The 24,296-nt window shown below is 43.9% G+C and carries 24 protein-coding genes, 1 tRNA gene and 1 other annotated feature; of the genes, 3 read left to right on the plus strand and 22 right to left on the minus strand.

Features of this window, described 5'->3' with window-relative positions; translation table 11 throughout:
• Positions 1–149 precede the first annotated feature (149 nt).
• The 9 genes from tig to ilvB form a co-directional block, all read right to left on the minus strand.
• Positions 150–1,424 (minus strand): trigger factor, encoded by a 1,275-nt coding sequence (gene tig, locus NYE53_RS13980; protein WP_015384284.1) that lies wholly within the window; start codon positions 1,422–1,424, stop codon positions 150–152.
• A 227-nt stretch (positions 1,425–1,651) separates the two neighbouring features.
• The gene (ddcA, locus tag NYE53_RS13985; protein ID WP_327840580.1) at positions 1,652–2,656 is read right to left on the minus strand and encodes a DNA damage checkpoint antagonist DdcA; all 1,005 of its coding nucleotides are present in this window, start codon (positions 2,654–2,656) and stop codon (positions 1,652–1,654) included.
• Positions 2,657–2,774: 118 nt separating this feature from the next.
• Positions 2,775–3,374: a 3-isopropylmalate dehydratase small subunit gene (leuD, locus tag NYE53_RS13990; RefSeq protein ID WP_327828134.1), complete on the minus strand. Its 600-nt coding sequence runs from the start codon at positions 3,372–3,374 to the stop codon at positions 2,775–2,777.
• Positions 3,375–3,386: 12 nt separating this feature from the next.
• Complete coding sequence (gene leuC / locus NYE53_RS13995; protein WP_003229604.1) at positions 3,387–4,805, minus strand: 3-isopropylmalate dehydratase large subunit; 1,419 nt, start codon at positions 4,803–4,805, stop codon at positions 3,387–3,389.
• 49 nt (positions 4,806–4,854) lie between these two features.
• Positions 4,855–5,952 carry a 3-isopropylmalate dehydrogenase gene (gene leuB, locus NYE53_RS14000; protein ID WP_072175585.1) on the minus strand — a complete coding sequence of 366 codons (1,098 nt, stop codon included), beginning with the start codon at positions 5,950–5,952 and terminating at the stop codon, positions 4,855–4,857.
• A 20-nt stretch (positions 5,953–5,972) separates the two neighbouring features.
• A complete protein-coding gene (locus NYE53_RS14005) occupies positions 5,973–7,529 on the minus strand; it encodes a 2-isopropylmalate synthase (RefSeq protein ID WP_339245219.1) in 1,557 nt (518 codons plus the stop codon).
• Positions 7,516–8,544 (minus strand): ketol-acid reductoisomerase, encoded by a 1,029-nt coding sequence (gene ilvC / locus NYE53_RS14010; RefSeq protein WP_339245222.1) that lies wholly within the window; start codon positions 8,542–8,544, stop codon positions 7,516–7,518. Before ilvC ends, NYE53_RS14005 begins: the two co-directional genes overlap by 14 nt.
• A 23-nt stretch (positions 8,545–8,567) precedes the next feature.
• The gene (ilvN, locus tag NYE53_RS14015; protein ID WP_004399096.1) at positions 8,568–9,086 is read right to left on the minus strand and encodes an acetolactate synthase small subunit; all 519 of its coding nucleotides are present in this window, start codon (positions 9,084–9,086) and stop codon (positions 8,568–8,570) included.
• On the minus strand, positions 9,083–10,807 hold the full coding sequence (ilvB, locus tag NYE53_RS14020; protein WP_015251528.1) for an acetolactate synthase large subunit: 1,725 nt from the start codon (positions 10,805–10,807) through the stop codon (positions 9,083–9,085). The genes ilvN and ilvB overlap by 4 nt, the downstream gene beginning before the upstream one ends.
• A gap of 121 nt (positions 10,808–10,928) precedes the next feature.
• Positions 10,929–11,175, minus strand: a binding site (T-box leader).
• Positions 11,176–11,621: 446 nt separating this feature from the next.
• On the opposite strand from ilvB, the gene cotQ reads away from it, so the two are divergent.
• Both cotQ and NYE53_RS14030 read left to right on the plus strand, forming a co-directional pair.
• Positions 11,622–11,957 (plus strand): inner spore coat protein CotQ, encoded by a 336-nt coding sequence (gene cotQ, locus NYE53_RS14025; RefSeq protein ID WP_173614219.1) that lies wholly within the window; start codon positions 11,622–11,624, stop codon positions 11,955–11,957.
• Positions 11,958–12,125: 168 nt separating this feature from the next.
• Positions 12,126–12,581 (plus strand): GNAT family N-acetyltransferase, encoded by a 456-nt coding sequence (locus NYE53_RS14030; RefSeq protein ID WP_339245226.1) that lies wholly within the window; start codon positions 12,126–12,128, stop codon positions 12,579–12,581.
• Positions 12,582–12,709: 128 nt separating this feature from the next.
• Here the strand turns inward: NYE53_RS14030 and NYE53_RS14035 are convergent, their stop codons facing one another.
• The gene (locus NYE53_RS14035; RefSeq protein ID WP_339245228.1) at positions 12,710–14,014 is read right to left on the minus strand and encodes a DUF1668 domain-containing protein; all 1,305 of its coding nucleotides are present in this window, start codon (positions 14,012–14,014) and stop codon (positions 12,710–12,712) included.
• A 217-nt stretch (positions 14,015–14,231) separates the two neighbouring features.
• Between NYE53_RS14035 and NYE53_RS14040 the strand changes: the two genes are divergently transcribed.
• A complete protein-coding gene (locus tag NYE53_RS14040) occupies positions 14,232–15,056 on the plus strand; it encodes a YsnF/AvaK domain-containing protein (RefSeq protein ID WP_339245230.1) in 825 nt (274 codons plus the stop codon).
• A 63-nt stretch (positions 15,057–15,119) separates the two neighbouring features.
• Here NYE53_RS14040 and NYE53_RS14045 read toward each other — a convergent pair.
• The 12 genes from NYE53_RS14045 to sdhC all read right to left on the minus strand — a co-directional run bounded on the left by NYE53_RS14045 (position 15,120) and on the right by sdhC (position 24,041).
• Positions 15,120–15,193, minus strand: a tRNA-Arg gene (locus NYE53_RS14045).
• A 129-nt stretch (positions 15,194–15,322) separates the two neighbouring features.
• Positions 15,323–15,832, minus strand: coding sequence for a metallophosphoesterase (locus NYE53_RS14050; RefSeq protein ID WP_015384295.1), 510 nt, complete (start codon positions 15,830–15,832; stop codon positions 15,323–15,325).
• Positions 15,833–15,847: 15 nt separating this feature from the next.
• Positions 15,848–16,444 (minus strand): XTP/dITP diphosphatase, encoded by a 597-nt coding sequence (locus NYE53_RS14055; RefSeq protein WP_123372953.1) that lies wholly within the window; start codon positions 16,442–16,444, stop codon positions 15,848–15,850.
• Between the two features lie 12 nt (positions 16,445–16,456).
• Entirely contained in the window at positions 16,457–17,194 is a 738-nt protein-coding gene (gene rph / locus NYE53_RS14060; RefSeq protein WP_003246039.1) for a ribonuclease PH, read from the minus strand.
• Between the two features lie 110 nt (positions 17,195–17,304).
• Positions 17,305–18,405 carry a spore germination protein GerM gene (gene gerM / locus NYE53_RS14065; RefSeq protein WP_123372952.1) on the minus strand — a complete coding sequence of 367 codons (1,101 nt, stop codon included), beginning with the start codon at positions 18,403–18,405 and terminating at the stop codon, positions 17,305–17,307.
• A 114-nt stretch (positions 18,406–18,519) separates the two neighbouring features.
• On the minus strand, positions 18,520–19,338 hold the full coding sequence (gene racE, locus NYE53_RS14070; RefSeq protein WP_015251521.1) for a glutamate racemase: 819 nt from the start codon (positions 19,336–19,338) through the stop codon (positions 18,520–18,522).
• Positions 19,339–19,345: 7 nt separating this feature from the next.
• Positions 19,346–19,786: a MarR family transcriptional regulator gene (locus tag NYE53_RS14075; RefSeq protein WP_003229573.1), complete on the minus strand. Its 441-nt coding sequence runs from the start codon at positions 19,784–19,786 to the stop codon at positions 19,346–19,348.
• 244 nt (positions 19,787–20,030) lie between these two features.
• Positions 20,031–20,255 carry a spore germination transcription factor GerE gene (gerE, locus tag NYE53_RS14080; protein WP_003184172.1) on the minus strand — a complete coding sequence of 75 codons (225 nt, stop codon included), beginning with the start codon at positions 20,253–20,255 and terminating at the stop codon, positions 20,031–20,033.
• Positions 20,256–20,370: 115 nt separating this feature from the next.
• On the minus strand, positions 20,371–20,814 hold the full coding sequence (locus tag NYE53_RS14085) for a thioesterase family protein (RefSeq protein ID WP_015251520.1): 444 nt from the start codon (positions 20,812–20,814) through the stop codon (positions 20,371–20,373).
• A 60-nt stretch (positions 20,815–20,874) separates the two neighbouring features.
• The gene (sdhB, locus tag NYE53_RS14090; protein WP_003229569.1) at positions 20,875–21,636 is read right to left on the minus strand and encodes a succinate dehydrogenase iron-sulfur subunit; all 762 of its coding nucleotides are present in this window, start codon (positions 21,634–21,636) and stop codon (positions 20,875–20,877) included.
• 2 nt (positions 21,637–21,638) lie between these two features.
• Positions 21,639–23,399, minus strand: coding sequence for a succinate dehydrogenase flavoprotein subunit (sdhA, locus tag NYE53_RS14095; protein WP_339245234.1), 1,761 nt, complete (start codon positions 23,397–23,399; stop codon positions 21,639–21,641).
• Positions 23,400–23,432: 33 nt separating this feature from the next.
• Positions 23,433–24,041, minus strand: a complete 609-nt coding sequence (gene sdhC, locus NYE53_RS14100; protein ID WP_003222512.1) for a succinate dehydrogenase cytochrome B558 — start codon at positions 24,039–24,041, stop codon at positions 23,433–23,435.
• Positions 24,042–24,296: the final 255 nt, after the last annotated feature.

Genomic DNA, 24,296 nt, shown 5'->3' on the forward strand with positions numbered 1-24,296 from the left:
GTTTCTGACTTGCACATTCTATATGTATGACAAAAAACAGCCCTGCATTAACTATATTGCCCCAAGAAAAAGAGATAACTCATAATTGTACAAAACAAGGCACGAATGATTCGCGCCCTGTTTTATTAGTACTATTATTATGCACCATATTAACGGTTTTCTACAAGAAAATCAATTGCTTTGCGAACTTTTAAATCTTCTTTCATCGCGTCAGTAGAGCCGATGGCTTGTTTAATATTTTCAACAGGCATGTTGTATGCTTCAGCCATTTTAGTAAGCTCAGCATCAACTTCCTCATCTGATACTTCAAGGTTTTCCGCTTTCGCAATCGCCTCAAGAGTCAGGTTAGATTTTACGCGTTTTTCAGCATCTTCTTTCATTTGCTCTTTAAGCGCAGCTTCATCTTGACCTGAGAATTGAGTGTAAAGCTCAAGGTTCATGCCTTGCATTTGCAGACGCTGTTCGAATTCTTTCAGCATGCGGTCAAGCTCAGTGTCGACCATTGCTTGCGGAACGTCGATTTCAGCATTTTCAGAAGCTTTCAGAACAAGCTCTTCACGCAATTTAGCGTCAGCTTCGTTTTCTTTTGCTTCTTCCAGACGTTTCTTTGTTTTTTCAGTTAATTCAGCAAGTGTTTCCACTTCTTCATCGATATCTTTTGCGAATTCATCGTTAAGCTCAGGAAGCTCTTTCGCTTTGATTTCGTGAATTTTCACTTTAAACACAGCTGGTTTGCCTGCAAGCTCTTCAGCGTGGTATTCTTCTGGGAATGTCACTTCAACATCCTTTTCAGCGCCTGCTTCAAGGCCGACTAACTGATCTTCGAAGCCAGGGATGAATGAGCCAGATCCTACTTCAAGAGAGTAGTTTTCAGCTTTTCCGCCTTCGAAAGCTTCGCCGTCAACGAATCCTTCGAAATCAAGAACAACTGTGTTTCCTTCTTCAACGGCGCCTTCTTCTTTTACAACAAGCTCAGCTTGACGCTCTTGAAGGGCTTTTAGTTCGTTTTGAACATCTTCGTCAGTTACAGTTGTGTCGTCTTTTTCAATGCCCAGGCCTTTGTATTCGCCAAGCTTCACTTCAGGTTTTACTGTTACTTTCGCAGTGAAGATTAAGCTTTCGCCTTTTTCGATTTTTTCAACATCGATTTCAGGACGGTCTACAGGCTCGATTCCAGCTTCTTCAACCGCTTTAGGGTATTCTACAGGAAGAAGAATATCCAAAGCATCTTGGTAAAGAGCTTCTACGCCAAAGCGCTGTTCGAATAATCCGCGAGGAATTTTACCTTTACGGAATCCAGGAATTGAAACTTGTTTTACTACTTTTTTAAATGCATCATCAAGTGCTGTTTTAAACGTTTCAGCATCAACTTCAACCGTTAAAACGCCTTCGTTGCCTTCTTGTTTTTCCCATTTTACAGACATGTGTTTCCCTCCAAAAATCTATTCAGGTTGTGTCGGTCTTCCATTCTAAAGCAATCATTCGGCTTCGTCCAACAAAAACAAAGCTGCCAAAGATCAGAATCATTATGTATAGATGTAAATAATGAACTGCAAAGCCTGTCCAACCGTATTTCTTATAACCCGTTATACACAAATACAACCACTATATTATAACATAACACATAGCGCTTTCAACTATATGGCGCGATTTACAAATAAGAAATTTCTTCAATATCTTTTAACATTGTACAAGCTTCATCGAGTTCTCTGTCGGTAAATTCATACATCATATGAAGTTCTTCTCTTTCAATTTCAATTCCGTGCATCTCGTAACCGACTTTATGCAGGGCAGCCGCCCAAAGGTCAGCCGACAGCAATTTCGGCTGGAACGGATATAAAACGTATAAATGTCTTCTCCACAATTCTTCTACTGCCGCATATAAGGTTGGATTTTCATTTCCAAGTGTCTCATCCAGCACCCTGAGAACACGGTGCAGGATCGGGGCGGCATCAGGCGAGACAATCTCAGAAGGTTCAATAGTCAACGACTCGCCAAATTTGCTAATGTGCACAGGTTTACTGTACTCATGCTCAGCCAACAGCATGACAATCATCGTTTTGATAATCGGATGGGCTGAGGGGTCTTGGAGAATTGTTTTGAGCAATCCTGTATACTTTGCTACGTTACGGTCTTTTAAGGAATGAATGAGATTCATTTGCTCCTCAGGGCTTGCCAGCACTTTCTCGGTGTCAATTGTATCCTCATATTCTTCGGCCCAAGCCTCGTCCTCACGATCCGGATCGGTCATTTTCCGGCTGAAATCCAGCAGCTTATAAAATTGCTCGGCGCTTTCTGCCGGCAGCTGATTTTCTTCCAAAACGGCTTCAATGGTGCTTTTGACTTCCTCGTATTTTTTGAGCTGAATTAAGATGGTCATGTACACCTGCAAAACCGTAAAATAATGGCCATAACCTTCTTTGAGCATCTTCTCGCACACGCTTTTTGCCTCTTCCAGCTCGCCCAGTTCTAAAAAGCAGATGGCCATCCCTAAGTGAAGATCGGATTCAGTATCATCATATTTCATCGCTTCTGAAAACAGTTCGAGCGCTTCTTGATACTTTTTTTCCTTTAGTGATGACATCCCTTTTTCCACAAGGCGGTCTTTCAGATGAGGAAAAGGAATAATTTTTGCGTTCTTCTTGTCATGCGTCATACCTATATTCCTTTCAGGCATTTATTTTGTTCAAGTGTATCAACACCTGTGAACAAACACAAGAAATGAAAGGTTTCACCAGGCAAAAAAAGCCGCCGGACAAATACCGGCCGCTTTTTCAGTCTTGAAGCCAAGAGCTTCTTTGTGATTCAAATTGCTTGATTTCATCTTCCAGCAGCAGCGTTAATGAAATTTCATCATATCCGTTGATCAGCATCTCTTTCCAATGCGGATCAACTTCAAATGAAATTTGATTGCCTTCACTGTCATGAATCAGCTGATTTTCAAGGTCAACAGTCATTTTCAATGACTTGTTTTCATACTGGCCGACAAGCTGTTTCCAATTGTCATATGGCATGCGGATCGGAAGCATGCCGTTTTTAAAGCAGTTCTGATGGAAAATATCAGCAAATGACGGTGCAATGATAATTTTAAACCCATAATCATCAAGTGCCCACGGAGCGTGTTCACGCGATGACCCGCAGCCGAAGTTTTCTCCCGCTATTAAAATGGAAGCTCCTTGATAAACAGGCTGGTTTAATTCAAATTCAGGGTTCGGTTCACCATCCGCATCATATCTCCAGTCAAAGAATGCAAAACGCCCGTAGCCTGTTCTTTCAATCCTCTTCAAAAATTGCTTAGGAATAATCTGGTCTGTATCCACATTGATCCGATTTAATACGGCCGCTTTCCCCGTATGTGATTTCAAAGGTTCCATCTCGCGCACTCCTTACACAACTGTTTTTTCCTGATAAAACTTTCTGACATCAACGAAGTGTCCGTGAATGGCAGCCATCGCAGCCATTGCCGGGCTGACGAGATGTGTTCTTGCACCTTTTCCTTGTCTGCCCTCGAAGTTGCGGTTAGAGGTTGATGCACAGCGCTCTCCCTCAGGAACAACATCATTATTCATACTCAAACACATGCTGCAGCCTGACTCTCTCCATTCAAATCCAGCTTCCAAGAAAATCTGGTCAAGCCCTTCTTTTTCAGCCTGAAGCTTCACGCTTTGGGATCCGGGCACGACGATGGCCCTTACGCTGTCAGCTACCTTCTTCCCTTTGATCATGTCAGCAGCCTGGCGAAGGTCAGTCATGCGGGAATTTGTGCAGGAACCGATAAATACGTGCTCCACTTTAATGTCTTCAATTTTTTGGTGAGGAGTCAATCCCATATATTCATAAGCGCGAATCGCTTCTTTTTTATCGTCTTCTGCAGAAAAGCTTTCCGGCGCAGGAACTTCAGAATCGACAGGAAGAACCATTCCCGGGTTAATGCCCCATGTCACCATAGGGGAAATTTTGTTGCCGTCAAGGACGATAGATTTATCGTAAACAGCGCCCGGGTCTGTGCGCAGCGCCTTCCATTCCTCTACGGCCTTGTCAAATTCTTCGCCTTTTGGCGTGTACTTGCGATTTTTGCAATATTCAAACGTCACCTCGTCAGGTGCAATCAAACCAGCTCTTGCTCCTGCTTCAATTGACATGTTACAAACAGTCATTCGTTCATCCATCGTCATATTTCTGAATACTTCCCCAGTGTATTCAATGACGTAGCCTGTGCCGAATTTCACACCATATTTGCCGATGACAGCAAGGATGACATCCTTTGCCGTTACCCCTTTTTGCAGCGTTCCATCTACGCGCACTTCAAGTGTTTTTGGACGCTGCTGCCAAAGTGTCTGTGTGGAAAGGACATGTTCAACTTCACTCGTCCCGATTCCAAATGCAAGAGCGCCGAAAGCGCCATGTGTTGATGTATGACTGTCACCGCACACAATCGTTTTCCCTGGAAGCGTTAAGCCCAGTTCAGGGCCGACGACATGAACAATCCCTTGATCCACACTGTGAAGATCGGCAAGGCGCACGCCAAATTCCTCACAGTTTCTTTCAAGCGCCGTTACCTGGCGTTTCGCAACTTCATCCTTTATCTCAAAACGATTGACAGTCGGGATGTTGTGGTCCATTGTCGCAAATGTGTTTTGGGGTCTTCTGACCTTTCTTCCCTTTTGTCTCAAGCCTTCAAATGCCTGAGGAGACGTCACCTCATGAATGAGGTGCAAATCAATATAGAGAAGATCCGGCTTTCCCTCACCATGTTTTACAATATGCTGATCCCAAATCTTTTCGATGATTGTTCGAGGCATCATCTTTTATTTCCTCCCTCTACCTAGAGCTAAGACCGCTTAACGTAAGCTGTCACACATTAGACATTGTATTTTCACTCATGATTGCTGCCTTAACTTCCTCTGTAATGGCCTGAGTGCTGCTGAACTCTTCACCCCGTGCCAAGTCTCTTGTTCTTTTTCCGGAAGCCAAGACTTTGTTTACCGCATCTTCTACAGCTTTCGCTTCCTCTTCAAGCCCGAAAGATGTCCTCAAAAGCATTGCCGCTGACAATATGGCTGCGAACGGATTTGCCATCCCTTTACCAGCAATATCAGGCGCGGAGCCATGAACAGGTTCAAACAGATGAAGACCAGAGCTTGATAGGCTGGCTGACGGGAGCATTCCGAGCGAGCCTGTAAGCATGGACGCTTCATCGCTTAAAATATCACCGAACATATTTTCAGTCACAACGACATCAAATTGATTCGGTGCATAGATTAGCTGCATGGCCGCGTTATCCACAAGCATGTGCTCAAGCTTCACATCAGGAAACTCTTGTGCAACGTCCTCAGCCACTTCACGCCACAGCCGGCTTGATTCAAGAACATTCGCTTTATCTACAGAGGTCACTTTGCCTTTTCTGGCTGCCGCCATTTTGAAGCCCTCTCTGATCACTCGTTCAATTTCCGTTCGCTTATAAAACAGTGTATCTACTGCTTCCTGCTCACCTTCAGTGTTTACATAGCGTTTGCTCGGCTGGCCGAAATACAAGCCGCCTGTGAGTTCACGAACGATAACGAAATCAACATTATCTATATATTCTTTTTTCAAAGGCGAAGCGTCAGAAAGGCTTTCAAATACCTTCACAGGCCGTAAATTCGCAAACAAATCAAGCTGTTTTCTGATGCTGAGCAGCCCTTTTTCCGGTCTCAGTTCCGAAGGATTTTGATCCCATTTCGGTCCGCCGACAGCGCCAAGCAATATCGCGTCTGCATTTTTACAAGCAGCAACGGTTTCCTCCGGGAGGGGGTTATGATGTTCATCAATAGCCGCCCCTCCAATCAGGCCATATTCAAATTCAAATTCATGGTTAAAGCGTTCGGCAACACTTTTCAGTACGTCTGTCGCTGATTCTAATACTTCAGGGCCGATCCCGTCTCCGGGCAATAGAGCAATACGTTTCTTCAAGTTAACCGTTCTCCTTTCTTTTATGATCCGACAGCTGTGTGGTTTTTCAATCCGCTCATATTCGACTGGAAAACCAATTGACGGTTGACTGCGTTCAAATAGGCTTTCGCTGATGCTTCTAATACGTCTTGCGCTATGCCCCGCCCTGCTGATTCTTTTCCGTTCACCAAAACTCTTACATACACCTGGGCAAACGCATCTTCGCCTTTTCTGTTAGACTGAGTGCGGTAGTCTAAGAGCTCCACGTCCTTATCGATGCAGCGCTCAAGCGTATTGTAGATTGCTTCAACGCTTCCAGCTCCAGTTGCAGCTTCCTGAATAAGCTCTGCGTTTTCTTGATTTTTCAAAGAAAGAGTAGCCGTAGGGACCTGACTTGTTCCGTAATGTACTTGCAGAGAAAGAAATTCATACCCAATCTTGCGATCTGTTACTTTTTCTTCTAAAATAAGAGAAACAAGATCCTCATCAGTGATTTCTTTTTTCTTCTCAGTCAACTCTTTGAACATCGTAAAGAATTTATTAATCTCTTCACTGTCAAATTGGAATCCTAAAGCAGTCAGCCGGTCTTTAAATGCGTGGCGTCCGGAATGTTTACCTAGGACAAGCGCATCTGCGGTTACGCCGACAAGCTCCGGTGAAATAATTTCATAAGTCGATTTTTCTTTTAAAAAGCCGTCCTGATGGATGCCTGATTCATGAGCAAATGCATTATCTCCAACAACCGCTTTGTTGCGCGGGACAGCCATGCCTGTCAGTTTGCTTACTAAATCACTTGTTCTCTTAATCTCGTTCAGTGTAATGCCTGTTTCGACTTGGTAGAAATCTTTTCTGGTATGGAGGGCTACGGCAATTTCCTCTAATGCCGCGTTTCCGGCTCTTTCACCGATCCCGTTCACAGCGCATTCGATTTGATCAGCGCCATTTTCAATCGCAGCAAGAGAGTTTGCGACTGCCATTCCCAAATCATCATGACAGTGGGCTGAAAGCTTTGCTTTGTGAATGTTCGGAACGTTTTCTTTCATATATTTAAAGATATTTCCGTATTCCGCCGGGGCCAGGTAGCCGACAGTGTCCGGAAGATTGATAACACTGGCGCCTGCGTCAATCACTTTCTCGACGATTTCTGCTAGAAACGGCAGTTCAGTGCGGCAGGCATCTTCAGCTGACCATTGCACAATCGGAAAACGTTCTTTTGCGTATTTCACCATTCCAACTGCTCTTTCAATGACTTGCTCACGTGTCATTTTCAGCTTGTGCTTCAAATGAATGTCCGATGTCGCAATAAATACATGAATTCTTGGTTGAGCACCATCCTTTAACGCTTCCCAAGCAGCATCAATATCACCTTTTACACAACGGGCCAGACCAGTTACTGAACAATTTTTAATGGTTCTTGCGATTTCCTGAACAGCTAAAAAGTCACCTCGGGACGAAGCGGGAAATCCCGCTTCAATGATATCTGCCCCGAGTCTTTCGAGCTGCTTAGCTATGGCAAGTTTCTCCTGTGTATTCAAGTTCACTCCAGGGGACTGTTCACCATCACGAAGCGTCGTATCGAAAAAATTAATTTTGCGCAACGGAGACCACCGCTTCCTTCTTCTTGCTTTGTTTCACAAACGGCATCATTTCACGAAGCTTTCTTCCCACTACTTCGATTTGATGTTCGTTCTCGCTTGCATTGATAGCGTTGAAACGAGGACGGTTTACTTGGTTTTCGACGATCCACTCTTTTGCGAATGTTCCGTTTTGGATATCTTTTAATACTTCTTTCATAGATTCTTTTACTTTAGCGTCCACAACGCGAGGACCTGATACGAAATCTCCCCACTGTGCTGTATCAGAGATTGAATATCTCATTCCTGCAAGTCCTTCTTCGTACATAAGGTCTACGATTAATTTCAGCTCATGAAGGCACTCGAAGTATGCAAGTTCAGGCTGATAACCTGCTTCAGTTAATGTTTCAAATCCGGCTTTGACAAGCGCGCTTAATCCGCCGCAAAGAACTGCTTGCTCACCGAACAAATCTGTTTCTGTTTCTTCTTTAAATGTCGTTTCTAATACGCCCGCTCTTGCGCCGCCGATTCCTTTAGCATAAGCGAGGGCTTTGTCTCTTGCTTCTCCAGTCACATCTTGATAGATTGCGAACAATGCAGGTACGCCAGCTCCTTGCTCATATGTTCTTCTGACCAAGTGTCCCGGTCCTTTAGGCGCAACTAAGAATACATCTACATCCGCCGGAGGAACAATTTGATGGAAATGCACGTTAAATCCATGAGCGAATACTAATGATTTTCCTGCTGTCAATTCATCTTTGATTTCAGCTTCGTATACTTTTTGCTGCTGTTCATCCGGAAGCAGAACCATGATGATTTCGGCTTGGGCTGCCGCTTCTTTTACTGAAAATACTTTATGTCCGTCTTCTTGGGCTTGAGTGAAAGATTTTCCTTGTCTAACACCGACGATAACGTCTACTCCGCTTTCTTTAAGGTTCAGGGCATGTGCGTGGCCTTGCGAACCGTACCCGATAACCGCTACTGTTTTTCCAGCCAATACGTTCTCTTTGATATCACCGTTATAATATACTTTTACCATTTCAATCTCTCCCTTGTTATGTTTTATACAATAGATATTGTTTTATTGGATGACGCCTTTTGCTGAGTTCCCCTCGCAAAAGCCGTTGTACCTGTTCTCGCGATTTCTTTAATGCCATAAGGTTTTAATAACTCAATAAGCGCTTCAATTTTGTTAGATTCACCTGTCACCTGAACAACGATGCTGTCTCTGCTGACATCAACGACAGAGGCTCTAAACGGTTCTATGATTCCATTAATCTCTGTTCTCGTTGAAGGTGCGGAGACAACCTTGATTAAGGCCAGCTCCCTCTGGACAATCGATTGATTTGTGATGTCTGTAACTTTCAGCACATCAATCTGTTTGTTGAGCTGTTTCGTTAACTGTTCAACATCATTTTCTCCTTCAACGTGAACGACGAAGGTGATTCTGGAAACGCCGGCTGTTTCTGTGTGTCCAACTGTAATGCTTTCAATGTTGTAATGCCTTTTTGTGAATAGACCGGTGATCCGGTTTAACACCCCGGAGCGGTTCACCACAGTCAATGTGATAATTCTTTTCAAGGTTTCACCCCCACCATTTCATGCAGCCCTTTCCCCGGAGCCACCATCGGGAATACTTTTTCTTCGCTGGCAACCCGCACGTCAATGACAACAGGTTCTCTTGATGTTAATGCCTCTTCCAGCTTTTCCTTTGCTTCCGCTTCTGATGAAATTCTGATGCCTTTAATGCCGTATGCTTCGGACAATTTGACGAAGTCAGGCTGAGAAGCGAATTTAGATTCTGAATAACGTTCTTCATAGAAAATTTCCTGCCACTGTCTGACCATTCCGAGACAAGCGTTATTTAAAATCACTACCTTGACCGGAAGATTTAATTCGCGAATAACATCGAGTTCTTGAAGCGTCATTTGGAAACCGCCGTCTCCGACAACCGCGACAACAGTAGCATCTTTTTCGGCCAGCTGTGCGCCGATCGCCGCCGGAAGACCGAATCCCATCGTTCCAAGTCCGCCTGACGTGACCCATTTATCTGCTTTTTGGAACGGATAAAATTGCGCTGACCACATTTGATGCTGGCCTACATCCGTTGCGACAATGGCCTCTCCTTTTGTAAATTGATGAATATATTCAATCAATTTCTGAGGTTTAAAACCTTCTTCTTCATTATCTACATACCAGAGCGGATACTCTTCTTTCCATTCGGCGAGCTGTTTTTTCCATTCGCTTGAATCGCTTTGTTTGCCGTCTTGTTTGATCAGCTCCTGCAGGACAATTTTGCTGTCTCCGACTACAGGAATCTGTGTTTTCATGATTTTTCCGATTTCAGCTGGATCAATATCGATGTGAGCAATCTTTGCGTTTCTGGCAAAGTGTTTCAGGTTTCCTGTGACACGGTCATCAAAACGGGCGCCGATACTGATTAATAGATCACATTCATGAAGGGCCATATTGGCTGTATAAGTACCGTGCATCCCCGCCATCCCTAGGAAAAGCGGATGGTCAGCCGGGAAGCCTCCGAGCCCCAAAAGGGTGTGTGCCACAGGGATTTGCTGCTGTTCAGCATAATTTTTTAATTCTTCTGACGCTTTTCCGTGCAGTACGCCCGCACCCGCCAGGATCACCGGTTTTTTCGCACTGCTCACGGCTTCCACAAGCTTGCGGATCTGCAAATAATTCGGCTCTGTTGTCGGCTGGTATCCCGGGAGATTCATCTCATGATCGTAGCTGAATTCTCCTTCAATTGTTGCTACATCTTTCGGAATATCAATCAATACAGGTCCGGGTCTTCCAGTTGTTGCAATATGGAACGCTTCTTTAATGATGCGCGGCAGATCTTCCGGCTGGCGAACCTGGTAGCTGTGTTTTGTTACTGGCATCGTAATCCCTAAAATGTCCGCTTCCTGAAATGCATCGCTCCCGATTACAGAGGTTGCTACCTGCCCTGTAAAGACAACTAACGGCAATGAATCAATCATGGCATCAGCAAGGCCTGTAACAAGGTTTGTCGCTCCCGGGCCTGACGTGGCAATGACGACACCCGGTTTTCCGGAGACTCTTGCGTATCCCTCCGCTGCATGAATTGCGCCTTGTTCGTGACGGGGAAGGATATGTACCAACCCTGAATTGTATAGCTTATCGTAAATCGGAAGCACAGCCCCGCCCGGATAACCGAAGATCATTTCTACTTTCTCTTTTTTTAATGATTCAATCAGCATTAATGCTCCGCTCATCGTCTGTGTACATTTGGCAGATGCTGAATCTACCTGTACATTAGTCCCCATTTTAGTTCCTCCTTTTGGATTTTCATCCTTTAAAGATCATCTTTTCACTAGCTAGATAGCTGATTATTCAATAAAAAAAGCCCTTCCGCCCACAATCAGCCGCGCAGTAACTGCGATAGCTAAAAGGGGCGAAAAGGCTTTTCTTTCCGCGGTACCACCCTTGTTTACGGCCTGTTAATCGGCCGTCTCATGGATATTTCTATCCGCTTTAGTAACGAGTGAATCAAGTTCACCCGGCCAAGTCCTACTGTCATTTCAGACTGGCACTCTGAGGCGAGTTCACCTTGTAAAGCTTCGCCGGTTCTCAGCTAACCCGGTTCTCTGTGGAAAGCTTTATCAAGGCTACTTATCCTCATCTGCGCTTTTCATATTCAGCCTTCGGAACGGCTTTCCAGCTGTTCAAGAAGGTCGTTCGTTTTTCATTTTTTTAGAATCATACTGCGATGATTTTCGCTTGTGAAGCTTGCGTTTATCTTTTGTTGAACTCATATTACGCCGCTTTGGACGCAGTGTCAACAGCATTTTTTAAAATTATTAGACAATTTTGATTAATCAATCTATATTGTATACGCTTTCATTATTGGTACAAAAGGAATTGCAAATGTTAAAAGTTTTTATAATTTTTTTATTAATCTATCAAGAATACACCAGAATTATTTCATTTTATATAAACATGTAAGATTTTATAACACGCTATGGTTCGTATATGGATTGAGTCTGACAGATCATCTTGCAATCCATTTCAATTTCGGATAGGCACCCCTATTATTCCCCGGCATACATTAATGGTATCTTGCAAAGAAAAGGTGATACGATGAATAAATCATTTGCAGACATGCAAGGATTTCCTGCGGGCTTTCCAAGCTTCCCCAACTTTCCGCAGCAGTATTATCCTGCTACCCCTGCCTTCTACCAGCAAAGCCAGCAGCCATTTGGAGGCTACGGATACGGACAGCCGTTCAGTCAGGCATACAGCCCGTTAACCACTCCCTCTGGAATGTACTCCTCATTCCCATACGCTTCAGGATTTTACGGACAGCAATTTTCAGGTGCAGGCTTTAGCGGCCATAGCGGCAGCTTAAGTGCTCCAGCGATACATGCCGGCGGATTCAGCGGGGCGCCAGGCGTACACGGAGGCTTTAGATATTAAAGAAGACCACAAGGGCCGAACATCTATTGCGGTCCTTTTATTGTTTTAAAACGACTTCACAAATACAGTCACATTTTCTGTCTTTATATTTGGAAACAGGATGGAATATGATTAAGATGAATTGAACGATATTCTGCACAACCCGTAAGTTTTCGAGGAGGAATAAAATTGCATATAAAAATAGACGATTTAACTGGACGTCAGGTGGTCTCACTTGTGAATGAGCATTTACATAGCATGACGCTTATGTCCCCGCCAGAAAGCATTCATGCCTTAGGTTTAGAAAAACTAAGAGGGCCTGAAATAACATTTTGGAGCGCATGGGAAGGCGATGAACTAGCTGGCTGCGGAGCGCTAAAAGAACTGGACACCCGGCATGGAGAAATCAAATCAATGCGAACATCTGCATCACATTTAAGAAAAGGCGTTGCCAAACAAGTTCTCCAGCACATCATTGAAGAAGCCGAGAAGCGAGGCTATGAGCGGTTAAGCTTAGAAACGGGGTCAATGGCTTCATTTGAGCCGGCAAGAAAGTTGTATGAAAGCTTCTATTTTCAGTACTGTGAATCGTTTGCAGACTATGTTGAAGATCCAAACAGTGTGTTTATGACGAAGGAATTGTGAGACGGCTTTATAAGGATAGATAAGTGCAGGGGAAGGTCTGTCTATCCCTTACAGTTTTCCCTTCTAAAACTTAATAGAGTAAGTCAACAAAAACCATCCAGCATTGCATTGGATGGTTTTTGGATGGATTATTTATATTTATTTACTTCGTACATCAAAATGTTTTTAAACACAACATAATCCTTTTTACTTTCAAAAGGCCCTTTGTTGTTGTCATGCTCATCTATTTCATAAAAGCCTGGTCCCTCTCCGGCATCACGCTGCTTGTACCATTTGAGGAATCCGTTCACTTCTTTCATAGACAGCTGATATTCTTTTTGCAAACCGTTTACCATGGTGACAACAAGAAGGGCGTCTCCGTCTTCTGCTGAGTTATCCTCAGAAGGTGTTGTTGATCCTTTGTCCTTATCTCCTGAATTGCCTTCAGAAGGGGTTGTTGATCCTTTATCCTTATCTCCCGGAGTTTCCTCTGATTCGGATGGTATGTTTAAATCTTTTAACGAAATAGATATAACTGATTTAATTTTAGCATTTGCATATCCATCAACAAAACTTGATGTCTCCTCCCTTCCACCGATGACGTAAAGGGTATCATCAATAATGGCAGAAGAATGCGCCATTCTGTATAGTGCTTTCGGATTTGTCACTGCTGTAGCTGATTGACTTTTAGGATCGTACACCTTAATTCGGTTTACACCTCCAGTCATCAGAATTTTTCCTTTGTAAGCAAGCGCAGAATAATACCCTGCTGTGAATCCGGTACCATTTTTTACCCACGTATCTTTTTCTGGATCATAAACATAAACGATTTGGGGAATATAATGCGTTCCGCCAAGTAAATATAGTTTATTATCAATCACTGCTGTAGAAGCTCCAGTTACTTCATAATTTTTTAATGTCTGTTTTTTCTCCCATTTCTTCGTTTCTAGATCATAACTGTAAGTGGTTCCATCAAACCTATTTTCGAAGCCTACCACGTAAATTTTCTTTCCTATAACTTCAGCGTATATTTGATAGGCTGGAACCTTTCTTTCAAAAGGAAGATCATCTAATTTTTCCCACGTGTCTTTTTTTGGATCATATACTTCTATTGTGTTGACAGCTCCATCGTTTGACATTCCGCCCAAGACATAAATTTTCCCATCTACAGTAACTGATGCAGCTCCCCCCCTCGCTGTTGGCATGTCGGCTTTTCTTGTCCATTCATTTGTTTTAGGATCATAGACAAACGTTTGATTCCCATAAGTACCTGGTTTTACAGTTCCGCCACCTATCACATATATCTTTCCATCTACTACACCGCTGCTTGCGCCGACACGCGGCTCAGGCAAATCTGCTCTTTCTTTCCATTCAACTGTTTCCGCGCTAACTGTTTGGAGCGATTGACACAGCGCAATAACAAATAAGAAACAAACAACGAACCATTTTTTCAAAAGAAAACACTCCTTTATTTAATTGTTTCACAAAACAAATATCGGCAAGACTATGAATTTTTTCATATCTTTTCCTGTATATTCATTTTTCAGGAAATTCTAATTAAAGTTTTCTCTAAAAAACTCGGATGTTTTCAATCTTGTTTATTTTAAAGAACAGCGGGAATTACAAACGACATGAACGATATCATGCAAATTCATAAAGGAGGAGATTGATATGAAAAGCATAGTTGGTGTATACGAAACTCCGCAGGAAACCATCGCAGCGATTGAAGGCTTACTCACAAAAGGCTATGATTCTGATGACATTTCTGTTGTGACAAGCCGGCGAGATACAGATTATTTGGAGTCACGTACAGGAACAGAAGTCAATCAAGCCATCGATGCACATCAGGACGAATCTGAATCTTTTTTCGATAAACTGAAAGATTATTTCACAATGGATGATACTGCTACACACAGCAAAGCATTATCCGACTTGGATATTAAAACTGATGAAATAGACAAGTATCAAGAAGATTTGGATGACGGAAAACTTCTGGTAGCCGTCGATACAGATGCAGATGTAATTGCTCCTATTGATAACGGCAATGCCCTTTCAAGCGGCTTTTCAAGCACAAATGAAATGGCGGATTATACAACGAAAGAAGAAAAAACGATGCCGCTCCGGGAAGAACAGCTGAAGGTCGATAAGGAAGACGTTCAAACCGGCGAAGTAGAAATAGGAAAAGAAGTGAAAACAGAAAAAAGAGATATGGACATTCCTGTGAGACATGATGAAATTTATGTTGAACGACGTCCAGTGGATGAAAATAAAACAGATGCTGCTCCCGTCAACGATTCGGAAGAAATCAGAGTTCCAATCGTTGAGGAAAAGCTGGAAGTGACTAAAAAACCGGTTGTCACTGATGAAGTGGTTGTCGGCAAACGCACTGTTGAAGAAAATGAACATATTTCTGAAACTGTGAAAAAAGAAGAACCTCGTCTGAATAAAGAAGGAAAAGTTGACGGCTTGGATGATGATCCGTTAAATAACAAATGAAAATCATAAGACGACAACAAAAAACCTCAAATCCTAAATGGATTTGAGGTTTTTCTTTTGGTACGTCCCAGGAGAGATTCGAACTCCCGACCGACGGCTTAGAAGGCCGTTGCTCTATCCAGCTGAGCTACTGGGACACGTTTTGTTTTTTGTTTTTCGCTTTAACTATCAGCGACAAGATTTATTATATATGGGATGAAACAATAAGTCAACGGTTTTTTAGAATTTTTTTCATGAGGAAGAAAATTTTCTTCCTCATGACATTTTCATAGTGTGACTCGGTTTTGCAGATCCTCAATTTCATTGCCTGCTTGGTCGTAAAAACGGACTGTCGCAGCATCATTTTCTAATGTCAGTATAGCATAGCTTTCTGTCCTGCGCACCCTCGGAAGCCGGATGCTGCCTGGGTTAATCATCAGTTTGCCCCGCAGCACTTCGCTTCCCGCGATGTGCGAATGCCCGAAGCAGATAATATCCGCTCCGAGCTCCTCTGCACGATAGTATACGTTTAACAAGGTCTGTTTTATACCGTGAAGGTGGCCGTGTGTGACAAGTATTTTTCTTGAGCCGGCAGTCAGAAGAAGCTCGTCCTTAAAATCGCCGGCAAAATCGCAATTGCCTTTTACAACCGCATAAGGCTCCAATGCAGGATGCCTCGTTTCAAGCTCAGAGTCCCCGCAATGAATCATGAGATCAACTTCTGCCTCATGCCGTTTCGCAATGGTTTGGAGTTCTTCTTCAAGCCCATGGCTGTCACTGATAATCAGCACGTTCATGTACAAGCTTCCTCCTTATGCCTCCAAAAGCTTAGACAGCTTTTTAAGCGCGTCAGCCCTATGGCTGATTTTATTTTTTTCATCACTTGTCAGTTCAGCCATTGTCTTATCTTTATCTTTCACGATAAAGATTGGGTCATAGCCAAAGCCATATTCTCCTCTCGGTTCTTCGGCAATATACCCTTCAACATGGCCTTCGACTGTTTTTGTTTCCTCACCGGGAATACTCACGGCCAGTGCGCAGCGGAAACGGGCGGTGCGCTGTTCTTTTTCGATACCTTTCAGCTCGCTGAGCACTTTTTCGATATTTGCCTGGTCGTCTTTCTGTTCCCCTGCATAGCGGGCTGAATAAACCCCGGGTCTGCCGCCAAGATTATCGATGGATAGACCGGAGTCGTCCGCAATCACCATTTTGTTCACTGCTTTGGCAACAGCTTCCGCTTTCAGAATGGCATTTTCTTCAAATGTATGGCCTATTTCTTCAATTTCTTCTGTGAATCCAATTTCAGCTAAAGATTTGACATCATAGCCTCTTGGCTCAAGAATTTCTTTGAATTCCTTCACTTTTCCCGGATTATGTGTCGCAATAATTGCTTCTTTCATGATGATCAAGCCTTTCTGTCTTTATTTCAGTTCTGGCAGAGAATCACCCAGCACTTCTTTTTGCTTGTCAATCAGCTCTTGAATTCCTTTTTCCGCAAGACCCAGAAGACCGTTCAGATCCTCTCTTGAAAAAGTCGCCTCTTCCCCGGTTCCCTGCAGTTCCACAAAACGGCCGCTGCCTGTCATGATGACATTCATGTCAACTTCAGCGGAGGAATCTTCTTCATAATTTAAATCTAACAAAATTCCCTGTTCCTTATCAATTCCAACAGAGATCGCAGCAAGAAAATCAGTGATCGGATTTGTCTTGATTGTTCCTGCTTTGATCAGCTTGCCAATCGCAATCGCCATAGCAAGAAATGCGCCTGTAATGGAAGCTGTTCTAGTTCCTCCATCAGCTTGAATGACATCACAGTCAATCCAAATCGTCCGTTCACCGAGCTTTTCCAGATCTACAACAGCTCGAAGCGCGCGGCCGATCAGGCGTTGGATCTCCATTGTTCTGCCAGAAATTTTCCCCTTAGAAGATTCTCTGATTGTTCTTTGGTTTGTTGCCCGCGGCAGCATGCTGTACTCTGCTGTAATCCAGCCTTTCCCTCCGCCCCGCAAAAACGGCGGTACGCGGTCCTCAACAGACGCGTTGCAGATTACCTTTGTATTTCCCGCTGTTATTAGAACAGAACCTTCCGGATGGCTGATAAAATCCAAATCGAATGTGATTGGACGCAGCTCATCGTGTTGTCTTCCGTCATGTCTCATGTTTTACCTCCGATTGTATGTACATAAACCATTTTTGTCCCGGAATTGAATAAAGAAAGAGGCAGCCGGAACGCTAACCTCTTTCTTTCTAGTATATCAAAAATCCCAATTTAAAAACTACCCGTATTCACTTGAGAAGGTCTGGAGACCGGTTCTGTGAGCTTTTCGCCTTTTTCATTTACAAGCTCTGATTTTCCGTTCACTTTAACAGAGACGCTTTTTACATCCGGCTGCTCCGTTAACGTCAGCACAATGCTGTTCAGCACTTCTGAAGAAATCATTTTCGTCTTCTCATCGGCGCTGCCGAATATAGATTGATTGAAATCCAACGTCACGCGCCCGTCTTTGATTTTCGGTTTGCTGACCAGCTTTACATCTTCACTGAAGTCTGTTAACAGCCCGCTCACCTTGCTTGGCCCTTTAGCCAATTCATTAATGGCTGCCGTAATGTCGTCTTTTTCCGAATTGTAGATTCGTTTGGTCACAGGCACGTAGTATTCACTGTCTTCGTTTTCCGCCAAGTAGTAGACTGTCAGCGGATGGGTAGCAGTGAGATCATTTACACCGGCTGTTTCCAAATTAATGCCGTCTTTGCGGCTTAAATCATCTGAGATCGGCGTCCCTCCTACAGGCATCTCCTTCAGTTCATGCCCGTTTATTCTCATCTTCACTTTATCTATCGAACTAAATTGCGTCAGCGTCCACGTCACAGATTGAACGATTTTCTGTTCGTCTTCTTTCTTGTAATTTTTGAACTCATTAGAGAAATCAGCTATCGCGGTTCCATCTTTTTTGATGTCAACGTTAACGGTGGTGTCAGCCGGCAATACAGCTCTGAAGCCATTCGGAAGAATTTCAGACACAGGCCCGCCCTGTACGAGGTATTCAAGCGCCTGCTTAGCCGTGCTCTCACTTTTAGGGAGAGGCAGCGTTTGCGCAACAACATACCCGTTTTTATCAATGAGATAAAGCTCCCTCATAACAGTAGATGAGGCTTGATCCGCTTTTGCGGTATCGCTTTTTTCACTTTCTGTTTTTTTGGCTGCTGTTGTATTTGAATTGGCACCCGCTTCATCGTTCACGAATGTAACGTCTTGAGGCGGATCAATTTCCTCGGCTGCCTTATCAGATTGAAACAAGCCGCATCCGGATAAAAGCAAGGCAGAGGTGAGACAAGTGGCACCAATGACTGCAGGTCCTTTTTTCAGCATACTTTTCCCTCCTAAGGATGTTTGTACTATTATGTATACGAGCCTCTTTAGGAAATAGACCGAAGAATTCCGGCAAAACAGAAAAAAACCCGCAACATACCGTTGCGGGGAAAACTATCTTCTAATCGGTTCTTGCAGTGAGATGCATTCCACATGGCCCACCTCATGGCCAAACCAATCGTCTGCGATTTTCGCAAACTGATCACGCGCTCCTGTTGTCAAGAACTGATGATCCGGAGCATTCGCAGACTGGTTCAGCAGCCCTTTATACGAGAGAATCGTGCTGACTTCCCGGGCTGTTTCATCGCCGGACGAAATAATGTTAACGTGTTCTCCCATATATCTTTGAATGGCTTCTTTCAAAATGGGATAGTGGGTGCAGCCTAAAATCAGCGAATCAATCGATGTATCTTTTAACGGATACAGCGAGGTTTTGACAATCTCGTCTGCTGTTTTGTCAAGAAACTTCCCGCTTTCCACAAAAGGCACAAGCAGCGGGCAGGCAAGGTTTTCAACCTTCAGATCAGGATTTAATGCCAAAAGCGCCTCTTCGTATGCATTGCTCTTAATCGTATTCTCTGTGCCGATGACACCGATATGCTGATTATCCGTCACTTTTATCGCTGCTCTCGCACCAGGCTGGATCACTCCGACCACCGGTATACCGACGCTTCGCTGGATGTCATCCAATGCGATCGCTGTTGCTGTGTTACAGGCGATCACGAGCATTTTGATGTGGTGGTTTTCGAGTAAATAATTCGTCAGCTCCCACGTATATTGAAGCACCTCTTCTTCAGGGCGCGGCCCATAAGGACACCGTTTCGTATCCCCGACGTAGATAATATTTTCTTTAGGTAGCTGTCTCATGATTTCCTTCGCAACGGTTAAACCGCCAACCCCGGAATCAATGACTCCTATTGGTTGTTCCAACAAAATCGCCTCATTTTCTCTTCATTTCATGCTGCAGTTTCATCAAAGATTTTTCGAAGATGGCTATTTCTTCATCTGTAAACGATTCGAACATATCACGCAGATATTCCTGTCTTTTTGTAATGACCTCTTGGATAATCCGTTCTCCTTCAGGCAGCAGATGTATCCGGACAACACGTCTGTCCGCCGGGTCCTTGACCCGCTCAACAAGCTCATTTTTTTGCATGCGGTCGATTAAGTCCGTTGTCGTGCTGCATGCCAGATACATTTTGCCCGATAATTCACCGATTGTCATATCTCCTAATTCATAAAGCCATTGCAAGCCGACAAATTGCGGCGGCGTAATCGCATATTGGTTAAGGATTTCTCGTCCTTTTTGCTTAATGATCGCGGCAATGTGGCGGAGTGACTTTTCAATATCCGCAACATGCTCCAAAGGTTTTGATGTCATTTGTCCATCCCTCACTCAAGGATCTCTTACGCACAAAAGCGTTCCGTGTCTATTTTCCTTCTTTTTTGAAGAAAATGCAAGACTCGAAGGAGAGAAATAGAGGACTTTAGTCAAACAACATCAAGAAATAAAATTTATTTTATGACTTGCCTACGTTTTGCACAGCATTCCAAATTTGGTTTCGAATGTTCCAAACAAACAGCAATAACCGGCTCCTTCCTAAAAGAAGGAATACCGGCAAGGATTAAAGCTCTAGCTCACCCATTCTAAGAAGCTCAACAACGGCTTGCGAACGCCCTTTCACACCCAATTTCTGCATGGCATTTGAAATATGGTTTCGAACGGTTTTCTCACTGATAAATAGCTCGCTTGCAATCTCCTTTGTTGTCTTATCTTGAACGAGCAATTCGAACACTTCTCTTTCTCTTTTCGTTAGCAGCGGCTTCGATTGAAATTCTTTCTCCTTCAAGTATTGTAACCCTCCTTGCTAAGGTGAGAGCGAATCAGAAACGAATGGGTTTTGATATAGTCGAGATATCATATGTAAGAAGGGCGCAGGAGGTGACGTTTACAAGATAATTAGTTTATCGTGTATGAAGAAGCGTTTCTTTCTCCTCATCCGTCCAGCTGACAGCCTTGCCGCTTTCCTTTGAGACTTGAACCATCACGACTGCCCCGGTGAAGCAGGGTTCGCCTTCGAGGTTCTCTCCGAGATAGTGCAAAGTAAGAGATGAACTGCCGACGGCGCTTGTTTTCACATAGATGCGCAACTCTTCATAAGGCATGACTTGGCGCAAATAATCGCACTGCTGGCTTGCCACGACTGTCATGGTCTGTTTGTTTTCACTCATCATATTCAGCTTTTTAAAATAAGAAATCCGCGCCTCCTCAAAGTATATAAAAGGAGTTACATTATTCATATGCCCAAACATGTCTGTCTCGGAAAATCTTACGGATACCTCATTGAAAAAAGAAAAGGATGTTTTCCATTCTTGAAACGGCATATCAATATAAGCGGGAAGCTTCATCTTTTTTCATCTCCTTATTGTTTTAAAAAACCTCTCCCATGCGGAAGAGGTTTTTTCTTCTTATACTCTGTCGCTTCCGAAGAAATTGCGGAACGCTTGTAAGTTTGTATCTCTATTCAAGGCTGCAATCGAAGTGGTAAGCGGAATCCCCTTCGGACAGGATTGAACACAGTTTTGCGAGTTGCCGCAATCTGCAAGGCCGCCTTCATCCATTAATGCTTCCAATCGTTCAGATTTATTCATGGCGCCTGTCGGATGCGCGTTAAACAGGCGGACTTGCGACATCGGTGCAGGCCCCATGAACTTCGATTTGCTGTTCACATTCGGGCAAGCTTCGAGGCAGACGCCGCATGTCATGCATTTTGATAATTCATATGCCCATTGACGGCGTTTTTCCGGCATTCTCGGCCCCGGTCCTAAATCGTACGTACCGTCAATCGGTATCCACGCTTTTACTTTTTTCAATGAATCAAACATTCTGCTGCGATCAACCTGCAAATCACGAACGACTGGGAATGTTTTCATTGGTTTTAAACGGATCGGCTGTTCAAGCTGGTCGATAAGCGCCGTGCAAGACTGGCGGGGTTTTCCGTTTATGACCATTGAACATGCGCCGCATACTTCCTCAAGACAATTCATATCCCATGTGACAGGGGTTGTCTTCTCACCTTTGACATTAACCGGATTCCGGCGGATTTCCATCAGAGCGGAAATGACGTTCAGATTCGGGCGGTATGGAATCTCAAATTCTTCATCGTAAGGCGTGCTGTCGGCTGTATCTTGACGTGTGATAATAAATCGTATGGTTTTTTGTTCACTCATAATTATTTCGCCACCTTCTTCTTCGAGTAATCCCGTTTCCGAGGCGTTATCAGTGATACATCGACATCCTGATACTCAAATTCCGGCGCTTCATACGGGCTTATATGTTTAGCCATTGTTGTTTTGAGCCATTCGTCATCATTACGTTCAGGATAATCCGGTTTATAATGGGCGCCCCGGCTTTCATTACGGTTGTATGCGCCAAGGGTAATCACCCTCGCAAGCTGAAGCATGTTCGAGAACTGGCGTGTGAACATCGCTCCCTGGTTGCTCCATTTTGTCGTGTCATTGATGTTGATCTTTTTGAAGCGCTCCATTAACTCCTGAATTTTGTCATCCGTTTTCAAAAGCTTGTCATTATGGCGGACAACCGTTACGTTCGCCGTCATCCACTCACCGAGCTCTTTGTGAAGAACATAGGCATTTTCGGTTCCGTCCATACTCATAATATCAGCCCATTTTTCTTCTTCTTTCTTAACGTGAGCGTCGAATAATGATGAAGACATGTCTTCCGCTGAAGATTCTAAGCCGTTTACATATTTCACCGCATTCGGTCCGGCCACCATGCCTCCGTAAATCGCAGACAGCAAGGAGTTTGCTCCCAAGCGGTTGCCGCCGTGCATAGAATAATCACATTCCCCAGCCGCAAACAGTCCAGGGATGTTTGTCATTTGATCGTAATCCACCCATAAACCGCCCATAGAATAATGGACCGCAGGGAAGATTTTCATTGGAAGCTTACGCGGGTCGTCTCCCATGAATTTCTCATAAATCTCAATGATGCCGCCAAGCTTAATATCAAGCTCTTTCGGATCTTTATGAGACAGATCGAGATATACCATGTTTTCACCGTTAATGCCGAGCTTCTGGTTCACACACACATCAAATATTTCGCGTGTCGCAATATCACGCGGCACCAGGTTTCCGTATGCCGGATATTTTTCCTCCAGGAAATACCATGGTTTGCCGTCTTTATATGTCCATACGCGACCGCCTTCACCACGCGCTGATTCACTCATCAGTCTTAATTTGTCATCGCCCGGTATGGCTGTCGGGTGGATTTGAATGAATTCTCCGTTTGCATAATACGCTCCCTGCTGATAAACGATTGATGCAGCAGATCCTGTATTAATCATGGAGTTCGTTGATTTTCCAAAAATGATTCCCGGTCCGCCCGTCGCCATAATGACAGCGTCTGAACGGAAGGATTCAATTTGCATGTTTGTCAGGTTTTGTGCAACAATTCCGCGGCAGGTTCTGTCATCATCTAAAACAGCGCCAAGGAATTCCCAGCCTTCGTATTTTGTGACCAGACCCGCAACTTCGTATCTGCGCACTTGCTCGTCCAGTGCATAAAGCAGCTGCTGTCCCGTCGTCGCACCCGCATAAGCCGTTCTGTGATGCTGTGTACCCCCGAATCGACGGAAATCAAGCAGGCCTTCAGGCGTCCGGTTAAACATAACACCCATCCGGTCTAATAAGTGGATGATCGAAGGCGCCGCTTCACACATCGCCTTGACCGGCGGCTGGTTGGCAAGAAAGTCTCCCCCGTATACCGTGTCATCAAAATGTTCCCACGGAGAGTCACCTTCCCCTTTTGTATTGACCGCTCCGTTTATGCCGCCTTGCGCACAAACTGAATGCGAACGTTTGACAGGAACGATGGAAAACAATTTAACCGCCATTCCTGATTCCGCTGCTTTAATTGTCGCCATGAGGCCGGCAAGACCCCCGCCGACTACGATAATGCTTGATTGACTCATGATAGCCCCTCTCCCTCTAGTAATCTAGTACTCTTAAACAAATGCGAAAATCGCTTTTAAGCCTACGTATGACAGTGCAACAAAAATAATCAGCGTAACGTATGTCGAAATTCTTTGAGAACGAGGCGTTACCGTGATGCCCCATGTAACAGCGAAAGACCATAAACCGTTCGAGAAGTGGAAAATTGTTGATAAAACACCGACAATGTAAAAACCAAGCATAGCCGGAGAGCTCAAAATATTCGCCATCATGTCGAAATTGACCTCAGCACCCATTTGTGCGGCAATGCGGGTTTCCCACACGTGCCAGCTGACGAAAATGAGGGTGATGATACCGGTTACACGCTGCAGGACGAATAGCCAGTTTCTCATGTAGCTGTATTGGCCTGCGTTATTTTTCGCAGTAAACGCTATGTACACACCATAAACTGCATGATAAATTAATGGTAAGAAGATAATAAAAATTTCCAAGGCATACCTGAAAGGCAGACTATCCATAAAATGAGCAGCGCTATTGAATGCTTCAGCGCCCCTTGCGGCAAACTGGTTGACGACTAAATGCTGAATAAGAAAGATGCCGACCGGTATGACGCCAAGCAAGGAATGCAATCTTCGAAAATAAAACTCTCTGTTCCCAGACATTACTTTACCCCCTGTTTGATAAGTGCGAAATGTGCTAAATCTCTTCCCCCACTTCTTTCAATTGTAAGCACTTTATTAAGATTTATTGACAATTTCATTTTACTCCTCCCTCAAAAGGGCGTCAAGAAAACGCGTACATAAATTATAATTTTCCGAATTGATTAGTTGATTGAAAAATTTTATTTTATCAATATATATTTCTTGCTTAATTTTTCATAAGAATTACAGGATCATTCTGTAATCCTCCCCCCTGTT

The organism is Bacillus sp. FSL R5-0523 (assembly GCF_037975295.1).
Classification (GTDB): Bacteria; Bacillota; Bacilli; order Bacillales; family Bacillaceae; genus Bacillus; species Bacillus subtilis.

Bases quoted from the DNA above. Each gene is read 5' to 3' on its own strand.
- leuD (WP_327828134.1), bottom strand. From the start codon at position 3,374: ATGGAACCTTTGAAATCACATACGGGGAAAGCGGCCGTATTAAATCGG.
- ilvC (WP_339245222.1), bottom strand. From the start codon at position 8,544: ATGGTAAAAGTATATTATAACGGTGATATCAAAGAGAACGTATTGGCT.
- gerM (WP_123372952.1), bottom strand. From the start codon at position 18,405: ATGCTGAAAAAAGGACCTGCAGTCATTGGTGCCACTTGTCTCACCTCT.
- cotQ (WP_173614219.1), top strand. From the start codon at position 11,622: ATGAATAAATCATTTGCAGACATGCAAGGATTTCCTGCGGGCTTTCCA.
- NYE53_RS14050 (WP_015384295.1), bottom strand. From the start codon at position 15,832: ATGAACGTGCTGATTATCAGTGACAGCCATGGGCTTGAAGAAGAACTC.
- NYE53_RS14085 (WP_015251520.1), bottom strand. From the start codon at position 20,814: ATGAAGCTTCCCGCTTATATTGATATGCCGTTTCAAGAATGGAAAACA.
- sdhA (WP_339245234.1), bottom strand. From the start codon at position 23,399: ATGAGTCAATCAAGCATTATCGTAGTCGGCGGGGGTCTTGCCGGCCTC.
- tig (WP_015384284.1), bottom strand. From the start codon at position 1,424: ATGTCTGTAAAATGGGAAAAACAAGAAGGCAACGAAGGCGTTTTAACG.
- leuC (WP_003229604.1), bottom strand. From the start codon at position 4,805: ATGATGCCTCGAACAATCATCGAAAAGATTTGGGATCAGCATATTGTA.
- NYE53_RS14040 (WP_339245230.1), top strand. From the start codon at position 14,232: ATGAAAAGCATAGTTGGTGTATACGAAACTCCGCAGGAAACCATCGCA.
- sdhB (WP_003229569.1), bottom strand. From the start codon at position 21,636: ATGAGTGAACAAAAAACCATACGATTTATTATCACACGTCAAGATACA.
- ilvB (WP_015251528.1), bottom strand. From the start codon at position 10,807: ATGGGGACTAATGTACAGGTAGATTCAGCATCTGCCAAATGTACACAG.
- rph (WP_003246039.1), bottom strand. From the start codon at position 17,194: ATGAGACATGACGGAAGACAACACGATGAGCTGCGTCCAATCACATTC.
- NYE53_RS14075 (WP_003229573.1), bottom strand. From the start codon at position 19,786: ATGACATCAAAACCTTTGGAGCATGTTGCGGATATTGAAAAGTCACTC.
- sdhC (WP_003222512.1), bottom strand. From the start codon at position 24,041: ATGTCTGGGAACAGAGAGTTTTATTTTCGAAGATTGCATTCCTTGCTT.
- ddcA (WP_327840580.1), bottom strand. From the start codon at position 2,656: ATGACGCATGACAAGAAGAACGCAAAAATTATTCCTTTTCCTCATCTG.